Raw genomic sequence first — 14,819 nt, 5'->3', positions numbered from 1 at the left:
ATGAATTACACTCATATGTAACAGTCGTTTTTTGAATGCCGCGGCATCTCACGCACCCGGATACCGCCGCCCCCTCCCATTGACTGCAACGCCAACGCCATGGATATCCGCTCACTGCGCTACTTCATCGAAACCGTCCGCCTCAAAAGCTTCACGAAGGCGGCGACCTCGCTTGGCGTCACGCAATCCACGATCAGCAAGATGGTGCGTCAGCTCGAAAACGAAATCGGCGAAGCCTTGCTTCTGCGCGACACGCAGCCTCCCGCCCTGACCGATTGCGGCAAGGTGGTATATGAACGTGGGCTGGGCGTGCTGGCCGCCATGGGGCAGTTGCAGGCGGACGTGCGCAAAACGCAGTCGGTGGAAGCAGGCACATTGGACGTCGGCATACCGCCAATGATCAACATGCTCTTCACGGGGGTCGTCAAAACCTTCCGGGCATGTTTCCCAGGCATCGTGCTGCGCCTGCATGAAGATACCGGCCGCGAAATCGAGCGCCAAGTCGCAGCCGGGGAACTCGAAATCGGCTTGACGATACTTCCCGTTGAGCCTGGCCTGGGCATCGTGGCGCGTGAAGTGAACAGCCACGCCGTCTGGGCAGTGGGTGAACCTTCGCTGCTTCGCGATGCACAGGGAACACTGCGTTTCGGCACGCTGCGCGACCGGCCGCTGGTGCTGATGAACGATGACTTTGCCATCACCCGCCGCCTGCGCGCCGAATTTGCCCAGGCAGGTTTCGCTCCCCGCATCGCTGCCCAGAGCGGGCAATGGGACTGGACAGTGTCGATGGCGCGCGCAGGGATGGGCCTGGCGCTGCTGCCCGAACCCTTTGTGCAATTGATCAAGCTCGACGGCCTGACGGCTGCGCGCCTGACGCAACCCGATCTGCGCTGGCAGGTGGCGCACATCTGGAATGGGCGCTATCTATCGCATGCCGCGCAGGCCTGGCTGGAAATCTGCGAGGCCGAACTGGGCGGGCGCTGGCTCGACTGAACGATAAAAAAATACCCGCTCGGCAAGCCGTCGGCGGGAGAATGCATGCACGCAGGATGATCGGCGCTGGCTGCGGGGGTAAAACACTGCGCCATCACATTGACCTGTGATGGCGCAATGCCGGGCCGCCGCACGCTCGTGCCGTAGGCTGCGGAGGATCAGGCGGATACTGCCTGCACCTCGCTGTCGACCGACGTGCGGATCAAGTGATCGAATGCACTGAGCGCTGCCTTGGCACCATCCCCTGCGGAGATGATGATCTGCTTGTACGGCACAGTGGTACAGTCGCCCGCAGCAAACACCCCAGGCAGCGAAGTCTGGCCGCGTGCATCGACCTCGATTTCGCCGAAGCGGGAAAGGTCCAGGGCCCCCTTGAGCCATTCGGTATTGGGCACCAGGCCGATCTGTACAAACACGCCTTCCAGATCGACGCGGTGCATTTCACCCGAAGTGCGGTCTTTGTACGACAGCCCCGACACCTTCTGACCATCGCCATGGATCTCGGTGGTTTGCGCCGATTTGATCACTGTGACGTTGGGCAGCGAAGCCAACTTACGCTGCAGCACGGCGTCTGCGCGCAGCGCATCGCCAAACTCGATCAGCGTGACATGTGCAACCAGGCCCGCCAGGTCGATCGCAGCCTCGACACCGGAGTTTCCGCCCCCGATGACAGCCACGCGCTTGCCCTTGAACAGCGGGCCGTCGCAGTGGGGGCAATAGGCCACACCCTTGTTGCGGTACTCGCGCTCGCCCGGCACATTGACTTCGCGCCAGCGCGCACCGGTGGACAGGATCACCGACTTGCCTTTGAGCACGCCGCCATCAGCGAGCTTGACTTCAGTCAGGCCGCCTTCCTGCTTGAGGCTTTGGGCGCGCTGCAGGTTGATGATGTCCACGCCGTACTCTTTCACGTGCTGTTCGAGCGCCGCGGCAAACTTGGGCCCCTCCGTTTCTGGAATGGAAATGTAGTTCTCGATGGCCATGGTGTCGAGCACCTGGCCGCCAAAGCGTTCGGCCACCACGCCGGTGCGAATGCCCTTGCGCGCCGCATATACGGCCGCCGCCGCGCCCGCTGGGCCGCCACCCACGATCAGCACGTCATAAGGCTCGCGTGCGCTGAGCTCTTCGGCCTTGCGCTGCGAAGCACCGCTATCGAGCTTGGAGAGGATTTCTTCCACGCCGGCACGTCCCTGGCCAAAGACTTCGTCATTCAGGAACATAGTCGGCACAGACATGATCTGCTTGGCCTCGACTTCGCTCTGGAACAGCGCGCCGTCGATAGCGGTGTGGCGAATGCGCGGATTGATGATGGACATCGTGTTCAATGCCTGCACGACATCCGGGCAATTCTGGCACGACAACGAGAAATAGGTCTCGAAGCGATAGTCGCCGGGAAGATTGCGGATCTGTTCGATGACAGCCTCATCCAGCTTGATGGGGTGGCCGCCAACCTGCAGCAGCGCAAGCACGAGCGACGTGAACTCGTGGCCCATCGGGATGCCGGCGAACTGCACGCTGACATCGGAACCGCTGCGATTGATCCTGAACGAAGGAGTGCGCTCGCTTGCGTTATGCTGTTCGACCAGCGTGATGAGGTCGGACATCGCGTCGATCTCGCGCAGCAGTTCGCGCAGCTCTGTCGACGCGGCGCGATCGTCCAGATTGGCCACCAGCTCGATAGGCTGGCGAAGCATGCCCATATAGGATGTCAACTGAGTCTTGAGATTTGCGTCCAACATAACGTAAGCACCTTCTTTGTATGGGAGGATTTCCAGGACCACGCGCCAGCTTGTGGCCGGCGCGTAGCAGTTTACTTTTGGCCCGCCCGCTTGCCATTGAAGCGGGCGGCCAGTGATACGACCTTGCCGCTTAGATCTTGCCGACCAGGTCCAGCGAGGGAGTCAGCGTCTTGGCGCCTTCTTCCCACTTGGCGGGGCAAACTTCGCCGGGGTGGGAGGCCACATACTGAGCGGCCTTGACCTTGCGCAGCAGTTCCTTGGCGTCACGGCCGATGCCGTTGTCGTGGATTTCCAGGACTTTGATGTCGCCTTCGGGGTTGACCACGAACGTGCCGCGCAGCGCAACGCCTTCTTCAGCGATCAGCACTTCGAAGTTGTTGGCCAGCAGGTGGGTGGGATCGCCGATCATGGGGTAGTTAACCTTGCTGATCGCGTCGGAAGTGTCGTGCCACGCCTTGTGCGCGAAGTGGGTGTCGGTGGACACACTGTAGATTTCGACGCCGAGTTTCTGGAACTCAGCGTAGTGGTCAGCGAGGTCTTCCAGTTCGGTGGGGCACACAAACGTGAAGTCGGCGGGATAGAAAACGAAGACCGACCATTTGCCGGCAACAGTTGCATCGCTGACTTCGACAAATTTGCCGTTATGGTAGGCGGTTGCTTTGAACGGCTTGATTTTGGTGTTGATCAAGGACATTGCGTTTCCTTATGAAGTGGGTTGAACAAAACAATCGATCTGAAGCACAAACGTCAGTATAGGCAGACGCTATTGATTTGTAAAATTGATTAATACAATTGATGTGATAGTTATTAACTATCTGTCTGCAACAATAAAACGAGGTCGGACCTCGTTGGCTGCAGTGGCCCCAAAAAAGGGATGATAAGACTGGAATTTGACGTTTATATTTGTTGTACTGCGTTTATATAGTCTACGCCAGCCAACTGCCGTAAGCCAACCCCGGTAGCGGCGCCGCATCGACCTTTCAGGTGTACCTGATGCAACCGGAAGCCATAGAAGGTTTGCGCTGATGCAATGGCTAGGGGTGGCCAAGCGGCGTGCTATTCGCCTTGACCAGCCTCGCACGCCCCGCCCCCCAGCCGTTCACGGCAGTAGCCAGCCCCAATATGGCGAACACCCAGCCCGTGGATGCGAAACTGCCCGTGGCGCTTTGCAGAATGCCCACCAGCAACGGCCCCGCTGCCGCTAGTACGTACCCTATCCCCTGAGCCATGCCAGACAGATGAGCCGCGACATGGGAATCAGGCGAACGCAGCACAATCACCGTCATGGCCATGGCAAATAGGCCGCCCTGCCCGATGCCTTGCACAATCGCCCAGCCCCAGAGTGTACCCACAGGCGCGTACAACAAACCAATCAATGCAGTGGCTGCTATAGCGGCCAAGCCTACGTTCAGCATGCACTGATTGCGCATGCGCACGCCCGCCGCAGGCACCAGCATGCAGGTTGCCACCTGCACCATCACCGATGCGGACAGCATCAGGCCCGCCTCGACCCCATCGAGCCCTCGGCTGCGCAGAATGGGCGACATCCAGCCCATTACACAGTACGCCAGTGCGGATTGCAGCCCCATAAAGAAAGACACCTGCCATGCCAGCATATCCTTGCGCAGGCCGGAAACCCTCCGCCTGGCTTGGCGCGACGGCAAGGCACTGCGCAGCGATTGCGGCGCCCAGAGCAGCATCACCAGCACCGCTGGCAAGGCCCAGAAGGCAAGCCCCACGCGCCAGTCGTCGCCACCCGCGTGCATGATAGGCAAGGTGAAAGCCGCCCCCATCGCTGCACCGCCACAGAGCGCCATCGTGTATAAGCCGGTCATCAGTGCTGCTTTGTGGGCAAAGTCACGCTTGACCACGCTTGGCAGCAAGACATTGCCCAGAGCGATAGCGGCGCCGGCCAATGCAGACCCTGCAAACAGCGCAAAAGGGGAGCCCAAGCCGCGAAACCCTGTACCCGCGGCCAGCAGCACAAGCACCAGCAGCAAGCAACGCTCGGGGCCGATGCGCTGGGCCAGACGCGGCGCAAAGGGGGCGAACAAGCCAAGGCAAAGCACCGGAAGCGTAGTCAGATAGCCTGCGGCGGCGGCGTTGAGCGGAACAGCGCGCTGCAGTTCAGGCAAGAGTACCGACAGGCTGGAAAACAACGGCCGCAAATTAAAGGCAATGAGTACCAGGCTGGCGCCCAGCAATGCCGACGCCGCGCGGCTGCGCCTGGGCGACGGCGCACAATCGGCGGCTACTGCGTCAGTGGACATTGAGGACATGGCGAAGGGTACTCAGTGTTGACGCGCGACGGCGGACGCCCGCGCTCGATTCCCGATGATACCCCGTTGCGGCCAGGAACTCGCCGGGGCGCATGCAGGCGGCGCCGCGCTTTGAGGTGCCGCTACTTGCCCAACCGCCCGATCAGTTCGATCTGCTCATGATAAGGAAGATGACGGAATGACCAGGGGCTTACACCTACATAGCGGCTGAACGCAAGCGCGAAATCAGCCGGGTGTTCGTAGCCGATCATGCGTGCGATCTCGGCCAGCGTGACCGATGACTCGGCCAGTAGCCGCTCGGCAAAACGAAACTTCTCGCGGGTGATGGCAGCGGACGGCGTTTCTCCGTACTCGAGCACGTAAACCGTCTCTACCCGCGCCTCGCTAACACCCAACATGGCGGCCAAGTCCGCCGCCCCCCCAAGCCGGGTGCAATGCCGCGTGACATACGTGCGCGCAAGGCGCGCAAGTGACTGATCGTCCAGCATCAACGCGTCATGCCCCCATGAGGCCAGCGAATCATCGACGGATGACTGGTCGGGCTGCGACGGTGCCGCTGAGGACAGCGTCGTGGCAGGCTCTCGTGGGCCAGTCGGATCCATCTGTAACAATCCGCTCATTTAAATAAGATTTTGATTCTTTCAGATACATGATTACATATTTATGCCATTTTGTACGCGCGAAATAACATGAAGTTGCGTCCGCATGAGGGGTTTAGATTGCGCCCTGTCGATTTGTCTCTTCTAAACAACGGTACGAACGCTACGCGGCCGTGCATAGATAGACATGTAAGCCAAGCGTTACGGATGCATCCAATTCGCGTCGAAACCATTACAAATCCTCAGGTCGAGCGGACCAGTTATTTCAATTGACTGCAATTACCCTTCACGCCGCTTGCAGGCGGGCAGGCGTATGTCTACGCTAGAGATGTCGATTCACCGAATGTGGAGCTTGGCCATGAAGGCACGAAACACTTGGATGCGCCTCGTGTTGGCCGGGGTACTAACGGCAACGCTCGCCGGGTGCGCAGTCTATCGCGACGATTATTACGCGCGCCGCAACAACAACGCCGTATTGGGCGCAGGCATCGGTGCCGCCGCAGGCGCGGTGGCGTCGGACGGCGACCCTGTGTACATTCTTGGCGGCGCCGCGGCGGGGGGCCTGCTGGGTACCATCCTCACGGAGGATCGCAGGTACTATCGCGGTTGGGATAGAGACCGCGACCACTATTACGATCGGGGGTATTACCGCGACCGGGATCGTTATTATCGCGACCGGGATCGCCATTACCGCGACCGGGATCATCATTACCGGGACGGCAATCGCCATTACCATGATCGGGATCGCAGCTACCGCGATCACCGCGACCGCAGGCGCGATTCCGACGAACGCCATTTCGGCGAACGCCGCGGATTCGGCGGCCGGCCCGTACCGGGCACGGGCACGGGCAACCACGACAACTTCAATAACAACTGAACACGCAATCAGGGTTCAGGATTTTCTGCTACCCTCACGCCATGATGCCTGGCCGCAATCCTGAACCCTTAACATCGCATACTCGTTTCCCGACCCTGTCCATATCCACCAGCGCGGCGCGCCGCCTGGTGGCAGGTTGTCTGCTGTCGCTCCTGGTTGCCTGCGGTACGGCACCGCCTGCACCGTCCGGACACTATCGCGTGAAAGCCGGCGATACTCTGTATCGCATTGCCCGCAACCACGGTCAAACCGTCAGCTCGCTGATGCGCATGAACGGGCTGCACGATCCATCAAAGCTTGAGGTTGGCCAGCTGTTACGTGTCGGTGGCGACGCCGGATCCACGGCGAGCACCGCCGCCCCCGCTCAATCAGGGTCCGCGCCATCCGCAAGCACGGCATCACGCCCGGCTGCCGAACGCATCCAGCCCGCCCAATCGGCTGGCACACTTAAACTGATCTGGCCTGCCGCGGGCAAGGTGGCCACCGACATAAAAGGCCCCAGCACCTATGGGCTTCACATTGTGAACAAACCGGGCACACCGGTTGTCGCTGTCGCCGATGGAAAGGTGGTCTACGCCGGCAACAAGCTGCGGGGCTACGGCAATCTGGTCATCATCGACCACCGCAATGGCTACCTCAGCGTCTATGCGCATAACCGCACGCTGCACGTGCGCGAAAACCAGCAGGTTCGGAAAGGCCAGAAGATCGCCGACATGGGCAGCACAGAAAGTCGCCACACCAACCTCTATTTCGAGTTGCGCCACAATGGCAAACCAGTGAGCGCCCGCCGCTACCTACCCGGCGCCTAACGCCTCGCTCACATTCCATAGGGTGCAAAAATATGCATATAAAACAAGGCACTTGGTTTTTTCACCAAAATACATATAATGGCAACGCTGCCGTACGCATTAACGCGTCGCGCTAACGCGCCATACACATCGCCGCGGCACAAGCGCGGTATTCATTCGCATCAACTATAAAGCCGCAATGTACGCGTCGCGGCACGCTCTAATGCGGCAAAAAATGCCACGGCTTGCGCCGCCGCTATACATTTCCCGCGGCATCAAAAACCAACACGCAGAATTCTGGAGGCGTTACAAATGGTCGGGTCGTCACCTTTGTGGCGGGCCAGCCTAAGGCTGGGCTTTTCAGCGCAGGACAACGGTCGATCCGTCTTGTCCTCGCGTCAGCACACCGGCCCGCTGTTGGTGCAGCGCCCGCTCTATCCAGAAGGGCATCAAACCTGCCATGTCGTCATTCTGCATCCGCCCTCCGGTATCGCCGGGGGTGATGTGCTCGATATCGATATCGATGTCAGCGCGGGTGCACATGCCACCTTGTCCACGCCCGGCGCCACGCGCTGGTACAAAGCCAACGGCCGGCAAGCCAGCCAAGCCGTGCGGCTGCGCGTGCAGTCTGGTGCCCGCCTCGACTGGTTGCCGCTCGAAAACATCTTTTTCGACGACGCGGATGCCATCACTCGCAATCACATCGAACTCGAATCCGGCGCCTCCGCAATAGGCTGGGATATCTCCCAATTGGGGTCAGTCACGCGTTCGCCGCAATGGGCGAATGGTCGCGTTGGCATGGATACACGACTTGTCATCGATGGACGGCTTTTCTGGGTCGACAAGGGGCTGCTCCAGGCCGACACCCCGCTGCGCGACGATGTCGCGGGCTTGGCCGGGTTTACGGTTCATGCCACGCTCTGGGCATTCGGCCCGACGCTGGATCCCTTCACCTGCGAATCGCTGGCGGCCGACATGCCCTGGGCAGGTGAACTACGCGCAGGCCTTACCGCGCTGCCCCATGAAAACGGGCAAACGCTCTACCTGGTTCGCGCGGTGGGTGCGCACGCCGAAGATGTCCGTCACCTGATGATCCGAACATGGACGCGTCTGCGCCCACAGTTGTTGCGCACCGAAGGCCTGCCGCTCAGGCTCTGGGACACCTGAGCGCCCATCCGCTCCGACCCGCCCCGCCACGGCAACTCGTGAACGGGCAGGCTAATTGCCACGTCCTTCTTCATTGCTGTAATTTTGCCTGAACGCACCTGTGCGGCTGGCGGCGTATACGCTGTGCCGTGCTCACTGCAACCCGCCCCGGAACCCATACCGGGGCCACCCTTAACCTGGACACCAACGCTATGGAACTGACTTCTCGCGAGAAAGACAAACTGCTGATCTTCACGGCCGCCCTGCTTGCTGAACGCCGACGGGCACGCGGCGTCAAGCTCAACTACCCCGAAGCAGTCGCACTTATCACCGCTGCGTTGATGGAAGGCGCCCGCGACGGGAAGACGGTCGCCGAACTCATGAGCGAAGGCTCCCGCATCCTGACGCGTGACGATGTTATGGAAGGCGTGCCCGAGATGATCGCCGACATCCAGGTCGAGGCCACGTTTCCCGATGGGACCAAACTGGTCACCGTGCACCACCCCATCATTTAAGCTTTTTCCTGGCTGTGCATCCCACCACACATCAATGTATGTTCAAGCACAGCTACAGCCGCAAACAAACGCATAAGCGAATATATCCTCATCCACTGAATCACCCTATTGACGTTGACGGAGAAACCATGAAGAACGCCTCAGTACTCAATATCTTGCTCCGGGCGCTCGCCGGAAGCGCGCTGCTGGCCCTGTCGGGCGCTGCGCTGGCGCACCCTGGCCACGCAGGCCACGAAACAAACATGCTCGCAGAGGGCTTGATCCACCCGCTCACCGGCGCCGATCACCTACTGGCCATGGTTGCCGTAGGCCTCTGGAGTGCGCTTGTACACGGGGCCGCCCGTCAGGCACTGTATGCACCCTTCGTCTTCCTGGCCCTGCTGCTGGCCGGGGCGCTGTTGGGCATCGCCGGAGTGACGCTTCCGGCGGTTGAACCCATGATCATGGCATCGCTGCTGGTGCTGGGCTTGATGGTCGCCGTTCGCCTGCGCGTACCGGCCTGGATCAGCATGGGCATCATCAGCTTCTTCGCACTGTTTCATGGCTTGGCGCACGGGGCCGAATTGCCCGCGGGCGGCGCCGCTGTGGCCTACATCACCGGTTTTATGCTCAGCACGCTTGCCCTGCACGTGGCGGGCCTGTTTGCAGGTTTTCGTCTCAAGCACCACAGCCACTGGCTTTCGCGTGCATTGGGCGGGGGTATCGCCGTGTACGGCGCCAGCCTGCTTGCCACGCTGTAAACGCAACAGACAAACATACGGACACTGACATGATTCCAGGTGAAATTCTGGCCGAAGACGGCATGATCGATCTCAATGTTGGGCGCCCCACGCTCAGCCTGGCCGTTACGAACCACGGCGACCGGCCGGTGCAGGTGGGCTCGCACTATCACTTTGCCGAAGTAAACATCGCACTCGACTTTGACCGCCAGGCCGCGCGCGGCTATCGGCTGAACATCCCGGCCGGTAATGCCGTGCGTTTCGAACCCGGCCAGCGCCGCACCATCGAGCTGGTTGCGCTGGGCGGCGAACGTCGGGTGTTCGGCTTTCACGGTGACGTCATGGGAGCGCTATGATGACTCAACTGTCCCGCAAGGCTTATACAGAAATCTACGGCCCCACCGTCGTCAACGGCGTGGGCGATCGGGTACGGCTCGCGGATACCGAACTGCTGGCCGAAGTCGAATATGACCATACTATTTTCGGCGAAGAGGTGAAGTTCGGCGGCGGCAAGGTTATCCGCGACGGCATGGGCCAGAGCCAACGCCTGAGCGCAGACTGCGCCGATACCGTGATCACCAATGCATTGATCATTGACGCCGTCACAGGGATCGTCAAGGCAGACATTGGCATCAAGAACGGACTGATCAGCGGCATCGGCAAAGCAGGCAACCCCGACACACAGCCCGGCGTCACCATCGTCATCGGCGCGGGCACCGAAATCATTGCCGGCGAAGGCATGATCGTGACGGCGGGCGCCATCGACACCCATATCCACTTCATCTGCCCGCAGCAGATACAAGAGGCGCTGGCCAACGGCACCACGACACTGATTGGCGGCGGCACAGGCCCTGCCACCGGCTCGCTGGCCACCACCAGCACGCCCGGGCCCTGGCATCTAGCCGCCATGATGCAGGCAACTGACTGCATGCCTGTCAACATTGGCCTGTTCGGCAAGGGCAGCAGCAGCTCGCGCGGCGCGCTGCTCGAACAAGTGCGTGCGGGCGCCATGGGCCTCAAAATCCATGAAGACTGGGCCAGCACACCTGCCACGATCGATACCTGCCTGAGCGTCGCCGACGAAACCGACATCCAGGTCGCCCTGCACAGCGACACGCTGAACGAATCCGGCTTCGTGGAAGCGACCTTTGCTGCCTTCAAAGGCCGTACTATCCACTCCTTCCACACCGAAGGCGCAGGCGGCGGGCATGCACCCGATATCATCCGGGCGGCGGGTATGGCCAACGTACTGCCCGCCTCCACAAACCCGACCATGCCGTTCACGCACAACACCATCGACGAGCACCTGGACATGGTGATGGTCTGCCACCATCTAGACCCGTCGATTGCGGAAGACCTGGCTTTTGCCGAAAGCCGAATACGCCGCGAAACCATCGCCGCCGAAGACGTATTGCATGACTTGGGTGCGTTTTCCATCATGAGCTCCGACTCGCAGGCGATGGGCCGCGTGGGCGAGGTGGCGTTGCGCACCTGGCAGACTGCCCACAAAATGAAAGTGCAGCGCGGCGCGCTGGCGGGCGACAGCGTGCGTTCAGACAACGAACGCATCAAACGCTATGTCGCCAAATACACCATCAACCCGGCATTGGCGCATGGTGTGGGCCATATCATCGGCTCGATCGAAGTGGGCAAGCTGGCTGACCTGGTTTTATGGAAGCCGGCCTTCTTCGGCGTCAAGGCCAATATCGTGCTCAAGGGTGGCATGGCTGTGCTGGCCAGCATGGGCGACATGGGCGCGTCCATCTCCACGCCGCAGCCGGTGGCGCTGCGGCCAATGTGGGGCAGCCTGGGCAAAGCGCTGCGCACCTCCGTGCTGTTTGTTTCACAAAGTGGGCTGAACAACACGGCGTTGCACGACCTGGGTTTGAACAAACGCCTGGAAGCCGTGCGCGGCTGCCGTACGGTATCCAAGCACGACATGGTACGCAACAACTGGCTGCCTACGATTTCCGTCGACCCGCAAACCTATGAGGTGTATGCCGACGGTGAGCTGCTGAGCTGCGAACCCATCGCAAAATTGCCCATGGCACAACGTTATTTTCTGTTCTAAATATGAGAATTTTCGACAAATACCAGCGTGCGGGACGCATCGCCCGACCGCTGCTCCGAGCAGCACCGGCTGTCACCCTCACGCTCTCCGCGCGGCGTCGCAGCCGCCAGCCGCTGACGCTGGACAATGGCGAAGAAGCGGCACTGTCCATCGAGCGCGGCGTGGTCTTGCATGACGGCGACGTGCTGGTGGCGCAGGATGGCGGATTTGCGGTCGTGAAGGCAGCAGACGAAGCCGTGACGCGGGTCACGGCGGCCACACCTCGGCAGCTTGCCCGTGCCGCCTACCATTTGGGCAACCGCCATGTCCTGCTTGAAGTGGGCGAAGGTTACCTACAGCTCGAGTACGACTCGGTCTTGGTCGACATGCTGCAACGCCTGGGCGGTCTACGCGTCGCACAGGTGCATGCGCCGTTCGAGCCCGAATCCGGTGCCTATGGCGGTGGGCACCGCCACGGCCATGACGAGACCTTCGGCGAAGACTACGCGCTGGCACAGGCGGCCTACCGTGCACATGAGCCGGGACGAGCCAGCACGCATGGGCACGACGACCATGCCCATGGCCATACGCACAACCATGATTGCAAGCACAACCACCCTCCCCGCCCTGCGCACACGCATGACTGCGGCCACAACCACGATCACGGTGGGAATCACAGCCACGGCCACGATCACAGCCACGATCACGACCACGATCACGACCACAACCACGATCACGATCACGAGCACGACCACCCCCATGGCCACGGCAAGAAGGCGCCGCGCTCATGACGCTGGCGCTGGATATCGGCCAACTTGCCGCCCTACAGCAGCTTTCCTCGCCCGCCCTGCCTATCGGCGGGTTCAGCTACTCCCAGGGTCTGGAGGCGGCTGTTGAACTGCGCCTGGTGTACGACGAAGATTCCGCGCGCGTGTGGATACAGTCTCAGTTGGAAACGGTGATGGCACATTGCGAGGCACCCGTCTGGCTACTGCTGTACCGGGCATGGCGCGACGGCGAGCACCAGGCGGCCGATGAATGGAACCAATGGTTCCTGGCTTCGCGCGAAACCCGCGAGCTGCGCCAGGAGACTGAGCAGATGGGCGCATCGCTGGCCCGTTTGGTGCACGATATGCAATGGTGCAGTGCCGACCAGCGCACATCGTTGGCCGCCATGCGCCCTATGACGCTACCCCTGGTGCACGCGTGTGTATGCGCCGCCCTGCGCCTGCCCGAAGAAGCAGGGTTGGCCGCCTATCTGTTTACCTGGCTCGAAAACCAAGTGGCCGCAGCCATCAAAAGCGTGCCACTCGGGCAATCGGCCGGCCAACGCATCATCACCGGCTTGCGCCCGCGACTTCAGGGTGTCGTGGCAAACGCCCAGCAACGGGCCAGGGCCGAACCACCCGCCCTGCATACGTTCGCACCACAGTACGCCATTGTGTCCTCACGGCACGAAACGCAGTTTTCGAGGCTGTTCCGATCATGACGACCATGAACGCCTCCAACCCTTTACCCTACACAGGCTGAATCACCATGCATGATATTTCCACACTGGCAGGACGCAGCAAGAAGCTGCCGCCCCTGCGCGTCGGTGTTGGCGGGCCGGTCGGCTCGGGCAAGACGACACTGCTCGAGATGGTCTGCAAGGCCATGTACCCCGAGTACGACCTCATCGCCATCACCAACGACATCTACACCAAGGAAGACCAGCGCCTGCTGACACTGTCCGGTGCTCTGCCGCCCGAGCGCATCCTGGGCGTGGAAACCGGCGGCTGTCCCCATACTGCCATCCGCGAAGACGCGTCCATCAATCTCGAGGCCATCGACCGCATGCTGGGCAAGTTTCCGGATGCGGATATCGTGTTCATCGAGTCCGGCGGCGACAATCTGGCTGCCACCTTCAGCCCCGAGCTTTCAGACCTGACGCTCTATATCATCGATGTTGCCAGCGGCGAGAAGATACCGCGCAAGGGTGGGCCGGGCATCACCAAGTCGGACCTGTTCATCATCAACAAGACCGACCTTGCGCCTTATGTAGGTGCCAATCTGGACGTAATGGAGGCCGACACCCGCCGCATGCGCGGCGACAAGCCTTTTGTAATGTGCAATCTAAAGACCGGCCAAGGCCTGGATAAGATCGTGGCCTTCTTGAAAAAGGAAGGCATGCTGAATATCCAGTCGGATTGATTGCTGCCGCCGATGATATGGCGGCAGCAGCGGCCCAGGCAACGTGGCAGAACCCCGCCACATGGCGGGCGGCACCCGATTGACACCCGCGGCCGCTGTGGCGCACGTCACACGCCGTAGCGTTCCCGATACGCCGCCACCGCGCCGCGGTGCTCCGCCAACGCGGCATCGTCCTGCAACACCGCCATGATGTCCGCGAGCGATGCAATGCTCACAACAGGGATGCCATAGGTGGCGGTAACGTCCTGCACCGCCGAATGCGCCGACAAGGCATCATCGGGCCCCGCCCTTTCCATGCGATCGAGGGCAATCAGCACGGCGGCGGGCTCCGCCCCCGCCTGCCGAATGATGTCCACCGACTCGCGCACCGAGGTGCCGGCGGTAATGACATCATCAATGATCACCACCTTACCCTGCAAAGGCGCGCCCACCAGCGTCCCGCCTTCGCCGTGATCCTTGGCCTCTTTGCGGTTGAAGGCAAACGGCACATCCCTGCCCTGCATACCCGCATGGCCAGCCAGCGCAATTGCTGTTGCCGTCGACAGCGGGATGCCTTTATATGCGGGGCCGAACAACATATCGAATTCAACCCCCGAATCGATCAGCGCTTGGGCATAAAAGCCCGCCAGCCGGCCAACCGAACGGCCGGTATTGAACAGGCCTGCATTGAAAAAATACGGGCTGATCCGCCCCGATTTGACCTTAAAGCTGCCAAAACGCAACACTCCCTGCTCGAGGGAAAAACGGACGAAATCGGCGCGGTGCGAGGAAATACTCATGATGGACGGATGGAAGTATCGGGAAATGTGCATTATCGCCGAAGTCCGTAAAACGTTGCTTTCAGGGCATTCCAGGCGTTTGGATCGCGCATTGGCCCACTGGAAGGACGCGGGGCAAAACGACGCAGCGCGACGCCATGCACGG

Annotated in this window: 16 protein-coding genes; 11 read left to right on the top strand and 5 right to left on the bottom strand. The window is 61.0% G+C overall.

Going from position 1 to position 14,819, the window contains the following annotated elements:
- The first annotated feature begins 99 nt into the window (after positions 1 to 99).
- Positions 100 to 993 (top strand): LysR substrate-binding domain-containing protein, encoded by an 894-nt coding sequence (locus tag LOL23_RS16665; protein ID WP_160982109.1) that lies wholly within the window; start codon positions 100 to 102, stop codon positions 991 to 993.
- Between the two features lie 158 nt (positions 994 to 1,151).
- Here LOL23_RS16665 and ahpF read toward each other — a convergent pair whose 3' ends face one another.
- From ahpF to LOL23_RS16645, 4 genes are all read right to left on the bottom strand, one after another.
- Positions 1,152 to 2,732, bottom strand: a complete 1,581-nt coding sequence (gene ahpF, locus LOL23_RS16660; protein ID WP_160982107.1) for an alkyl hydroperoxide reductase subunit F — start codon at positions 2,730 to 2,732, stop codon at positions 1,152 to 1,154.
- Between the two features lie 130 nt (positions 2,733 to 2,862).
- Positions 2,863 to 3,426, bottom strand: coding sequence for an alkyl hydroperoxide reductase subunit C (gene ahpC, locus LOL23_RS16655; protein WP_160982105.1), 564 nt, complete (start codon positions 3,424 to 3,426; stop codon positions 2,863 to 2,865).
- Positions 3,427 to 3,766: 340 nt separating this feature from the next.
- Positions 3,767 to 5,011, bottom strand: a complete 1,245-nt coding sequence (locus LOL23_RS16650; protein ID WP_160982103.1) for a CynX/NimT family MFS transporter — start codon at positions 5,009 to 5,011, stop codon at positions 3,767 to 3,769.
- Positions 5,012 to 5,133: 122 nt separating this feature from the next.
- Positions 5,134 to 5,613 carry a helix-turn-helix domain-containing protein gene (locus tag LOL23_RS16645; protein ID WP_160982101.1) on the bottom strand — a complete coding sequence of 160 codons (480 nt, stop codon included), beginning with the start codon at positions 5,611 to 5,613 and terminating at the stop codon, positions 5,134 to 5,136.
- Between the two features lie 355 nt (positions 5,614 to 5,968).
- Between LOL23_RS16645 and LOL23_RS16640 the strand changes: the two genes are divergently transcribed.
- From LOL23_RS16640 to ureG, 10 genes are all read left to right on the top strand, one after another.
- Complete coding sequence (locus tag LOL23_RS16640; RefSeq protein ID WP_202411826.1) at positions 5,969 to 6,487, top strand: YMGG-like glycine zipper-containing protein; 519 nt, start codon at positions 5,969 to 5,971, stop codon at positions 6,485 to 6,487.
- A gap of 200 nt (positions 6,488 to 6,687) precedes the next feature.
- Positions 6,688 to 7,296, top strand: coding sequence for a peptidoglycan DD-metalloendopeptidase family protein (locus tag LOL23_RS16635; protein WP_237173946.1), 609 nt, complete (start codon positions 6,688 to 6,690; stop codon positions 7,294 to 7,296).
- A gap of 291 nt (positions 7,297 to 7,587) precedes the next feature.
- Complete coding sequence (locus tag LOL23_RS16630) at positions 7,588 to 8,442, top strand: urease accessory protein UreD (RefSeq protein WP_160982099.1); 855 nt, start codon at positions 7,588 to 7,590, stop codon at positions 8,440 to 8,442.
- A gap of 191 nt (positions 8,443 to 8,633) precedes the next feature.
- A complete protein-coding gene (locus LOL23_RS16625) occupies positions 8,634 to 8,936 on the top strand; it encodes an urease subunit gamma (RefSeq protein ID WP_160982097.1) in 303 nt (100 codons plus the stop codon).
- A 128-nt stretch (positions 8,937 to 9,064) separates the two neighbouring features.
- Positions 9,065 to 9,676 carry a HupE/UreJ family protein gene (locus LOL23_RS16620; protein ID WP_237173945.1) on the top strand — a complete coding sequence of 204 codons (612 nt, stop codon included), beginning with the start codon at positions 9,065 to 9,067 and terminating at the stop codon, positions 9,674 to 9,676.
- A gap of 29 nt (positions 9,677 to 9,705) precedes the next feature.
- Positions 9,706 to 10,011 carry an urease subunit beta gene (locus LOL23_RS16615; RefSeq protein WP_160982093.1) on the top strand — a complete coding sequence of 102 codons (306 nt, stop codon included), beginning with the start codon at positions 9,706 to 9,708 and terminating at the stop codon, positions 10,009 to 10,011.
- Positions 10,011 to 11,726, top strand: a complete 1,716-nt coding sequence (gene ureC / locus LOL23_RS16610) for an urease subunit alpha (RefSeq protein ID WP_202411831.1) — start codon at positions 10,011 to 10,013, stop codon at positions 11,724 to 11,726. The genes LOL23_RS16615 and ureC overlap by 1 nt, the downstream gene beginning before the upstream one ends.
- A 2-nt stretch (positions 11,727 to 11,728) precedes the next feature.
- Positions 11,729 to 12,496, top strand: a complete 768-nt coding sequence (gene ureE, locus LOL23_RS16605) for an urease accessory protein UreE (protein ID WP_160982079.1) — start codon at positions 11,729 to 11,731, stop codon at positions 12,494 to 12,496.
- Complete coding sequence (locus tag LOL23_RS16600) at positions 12,493 to 13,194, top strand: urease accessory protein UreF (RefSeq protein ID WP_160982076.1); 702 nt, start codon at positions 12,493 to 12,495, stop codon at positions 13,192 to 13,194. The genes ureE and LOL23_RS16600 overlap by 4 nt, the downstream gene beginning before the upstream one ends.
- Before the next feature lie 47 nt (positions 13,195 to 13,241).
- Positions 13,242 to 13,895 (top strand): urease accessory protein UreG, encoded by a 654-nt coding sequence (gene ureG, locus LOL23_RS16595; RefSeq protein ID WP_160982074.1) that lies wholly within the window; start codon positions 13,242 to 13,244, stop codon positions 13,893 to 13,895.
- Positions 13,896 to 14,002: 107 nt separating this feature from the next.
- Here ureG and pyrE read toward each other — a convergent pair whose 3' ends face one another.
- On the bottom strand, positions 14,003 to 14,674 hold the full coding sequence (gene pyrE, locus LOL23_RS16590) for an orotate phosphoribosyltransferase (protein ID WP_160982072.1): 672 nt from the start codon (positions 14,672 to 14,674) through the stop codon (positions 14,003 to 14,005).
- Between the last annotated feature and the right edge of the window lie 145 nt (positions 14,675 to 14,819).

Origin of the sequence: Paracandidimonas lactea, assembly GCF_021653995.1 — a bacterium.
In the GTDB taxonomy this organism is placed as follows: Bacteria; Pseudomonadota; Gammaproteobacteria; order Burkholderiales; family Burkholderiaceae_B; genus Allopusillimonas; species Allopusillimonas lactea.
Note: the sequence above shows the minus strand (reverse complement) of the source record. Positions and strands in the feature narration are given on the sequence as shown.

Bases quoted from the DNA above. Each gene is read 5' to 3' on its own strand.
- LOL23_RS16665 (WP_160982109.1), top strand. From the start codon at position 100: ATGGATATCCGCTCACTGCGCTACTTCATCGAAACCGTCCGCCTCAAA.
- ahpF (WP_160982107.1), bottom strand. From the start codon at position 2,732: ATGTTGGACGCAAATCTCAAGACTCAGTTGACATCCTATATGGGCATG.
- ahpC (WP_160982105.1), bottom strand. From the start codon at position 3,426: ATGTCCTTGATCAACACCAAAATCAAGCCGTTCAAAGCAACCGCCTAC.
- LOL23_RS16650 (WP_160982103.1), bottom strand. From the start codon at position 5,011: ATGTCCTCAATGTCCACTGACGCAGTAGCCGCCGATTGTGCGCCGTCG.
- LOL23_RS16645 (WP_160982101.1), bottom strand. From the start codon at position 5,613: ATGGATCCGACTGGCCCACGAGAGCCTGCCACGACGCTGTCCTCAGCG.
- LOL23_RS16640 (WP_202411826.1), top strand. From the start codon at position 5,969: ATGAAGGCACGAAACACTTGGATGCGCCTCGTGTTGGCCGGGGTACTA.
- LOL23_RS16630 (WP_160982099.1), top strand. From the start codon at position 7,588: ATGGTCGGGTCGTCACCTTTGTGGCGGGCCAGCCTAAGGCTGGGCTTT.
- LOL23_RS16625 (WP_160982097.1), top strand. From the start codon at position 8,634: ATGGAACTGACTTCTCGCGAGAAAGACAAACTGCTGATCTTCACGGCC.
- LOL23_RS16620 (WP_237173945.1), top strand. From the start codon at position 9,065: ATGAAGAACGCCTCAGTACTCAATATCTTGCTCCGGGCGCTCGCCGGA.
- LOL23_RS16615 (WP_160982093.1), top strand. From the start codon at position 9,706: ATGATTCCAGGTGAAATTCTGGCCGAAGACGGCATGATCGATCTCAAT.
- ureC (WP_202411831.1), top strand. From the start codon at position 10,011: ATGACTCAACTGTCCCGCAAGGCTTATACAGAAATCTACGGCCCCACC.
- ureE (WP_160982079.1), top strand. From the start codon at position 11,729: ATGAGAATTTTCGACAAATACCAGCGTGCGGGACGCATCGCCCGACCG.
- LOL23_RS16600 (WP_160982076.1), top strand. From the start codon at position 12,493: ATGACGCTGGCGCTGGATATCGGCCAACTTGCCGCCCTACAGCAGCTT.
- ureG (WP_160982074.1), top strand. From the start codon at position 13,242: ATGCATGATATTTCCACACTGGCAGGACGCAGCAAGAAGCTGCCGCCC.
- pyrE (WP_160982072.1), bottom strand. From the start codon at position 14,674: ATGAGTATTTCCTCGCACCGCGCCGATTTCGTCCGTTTTTCCCTCGAG.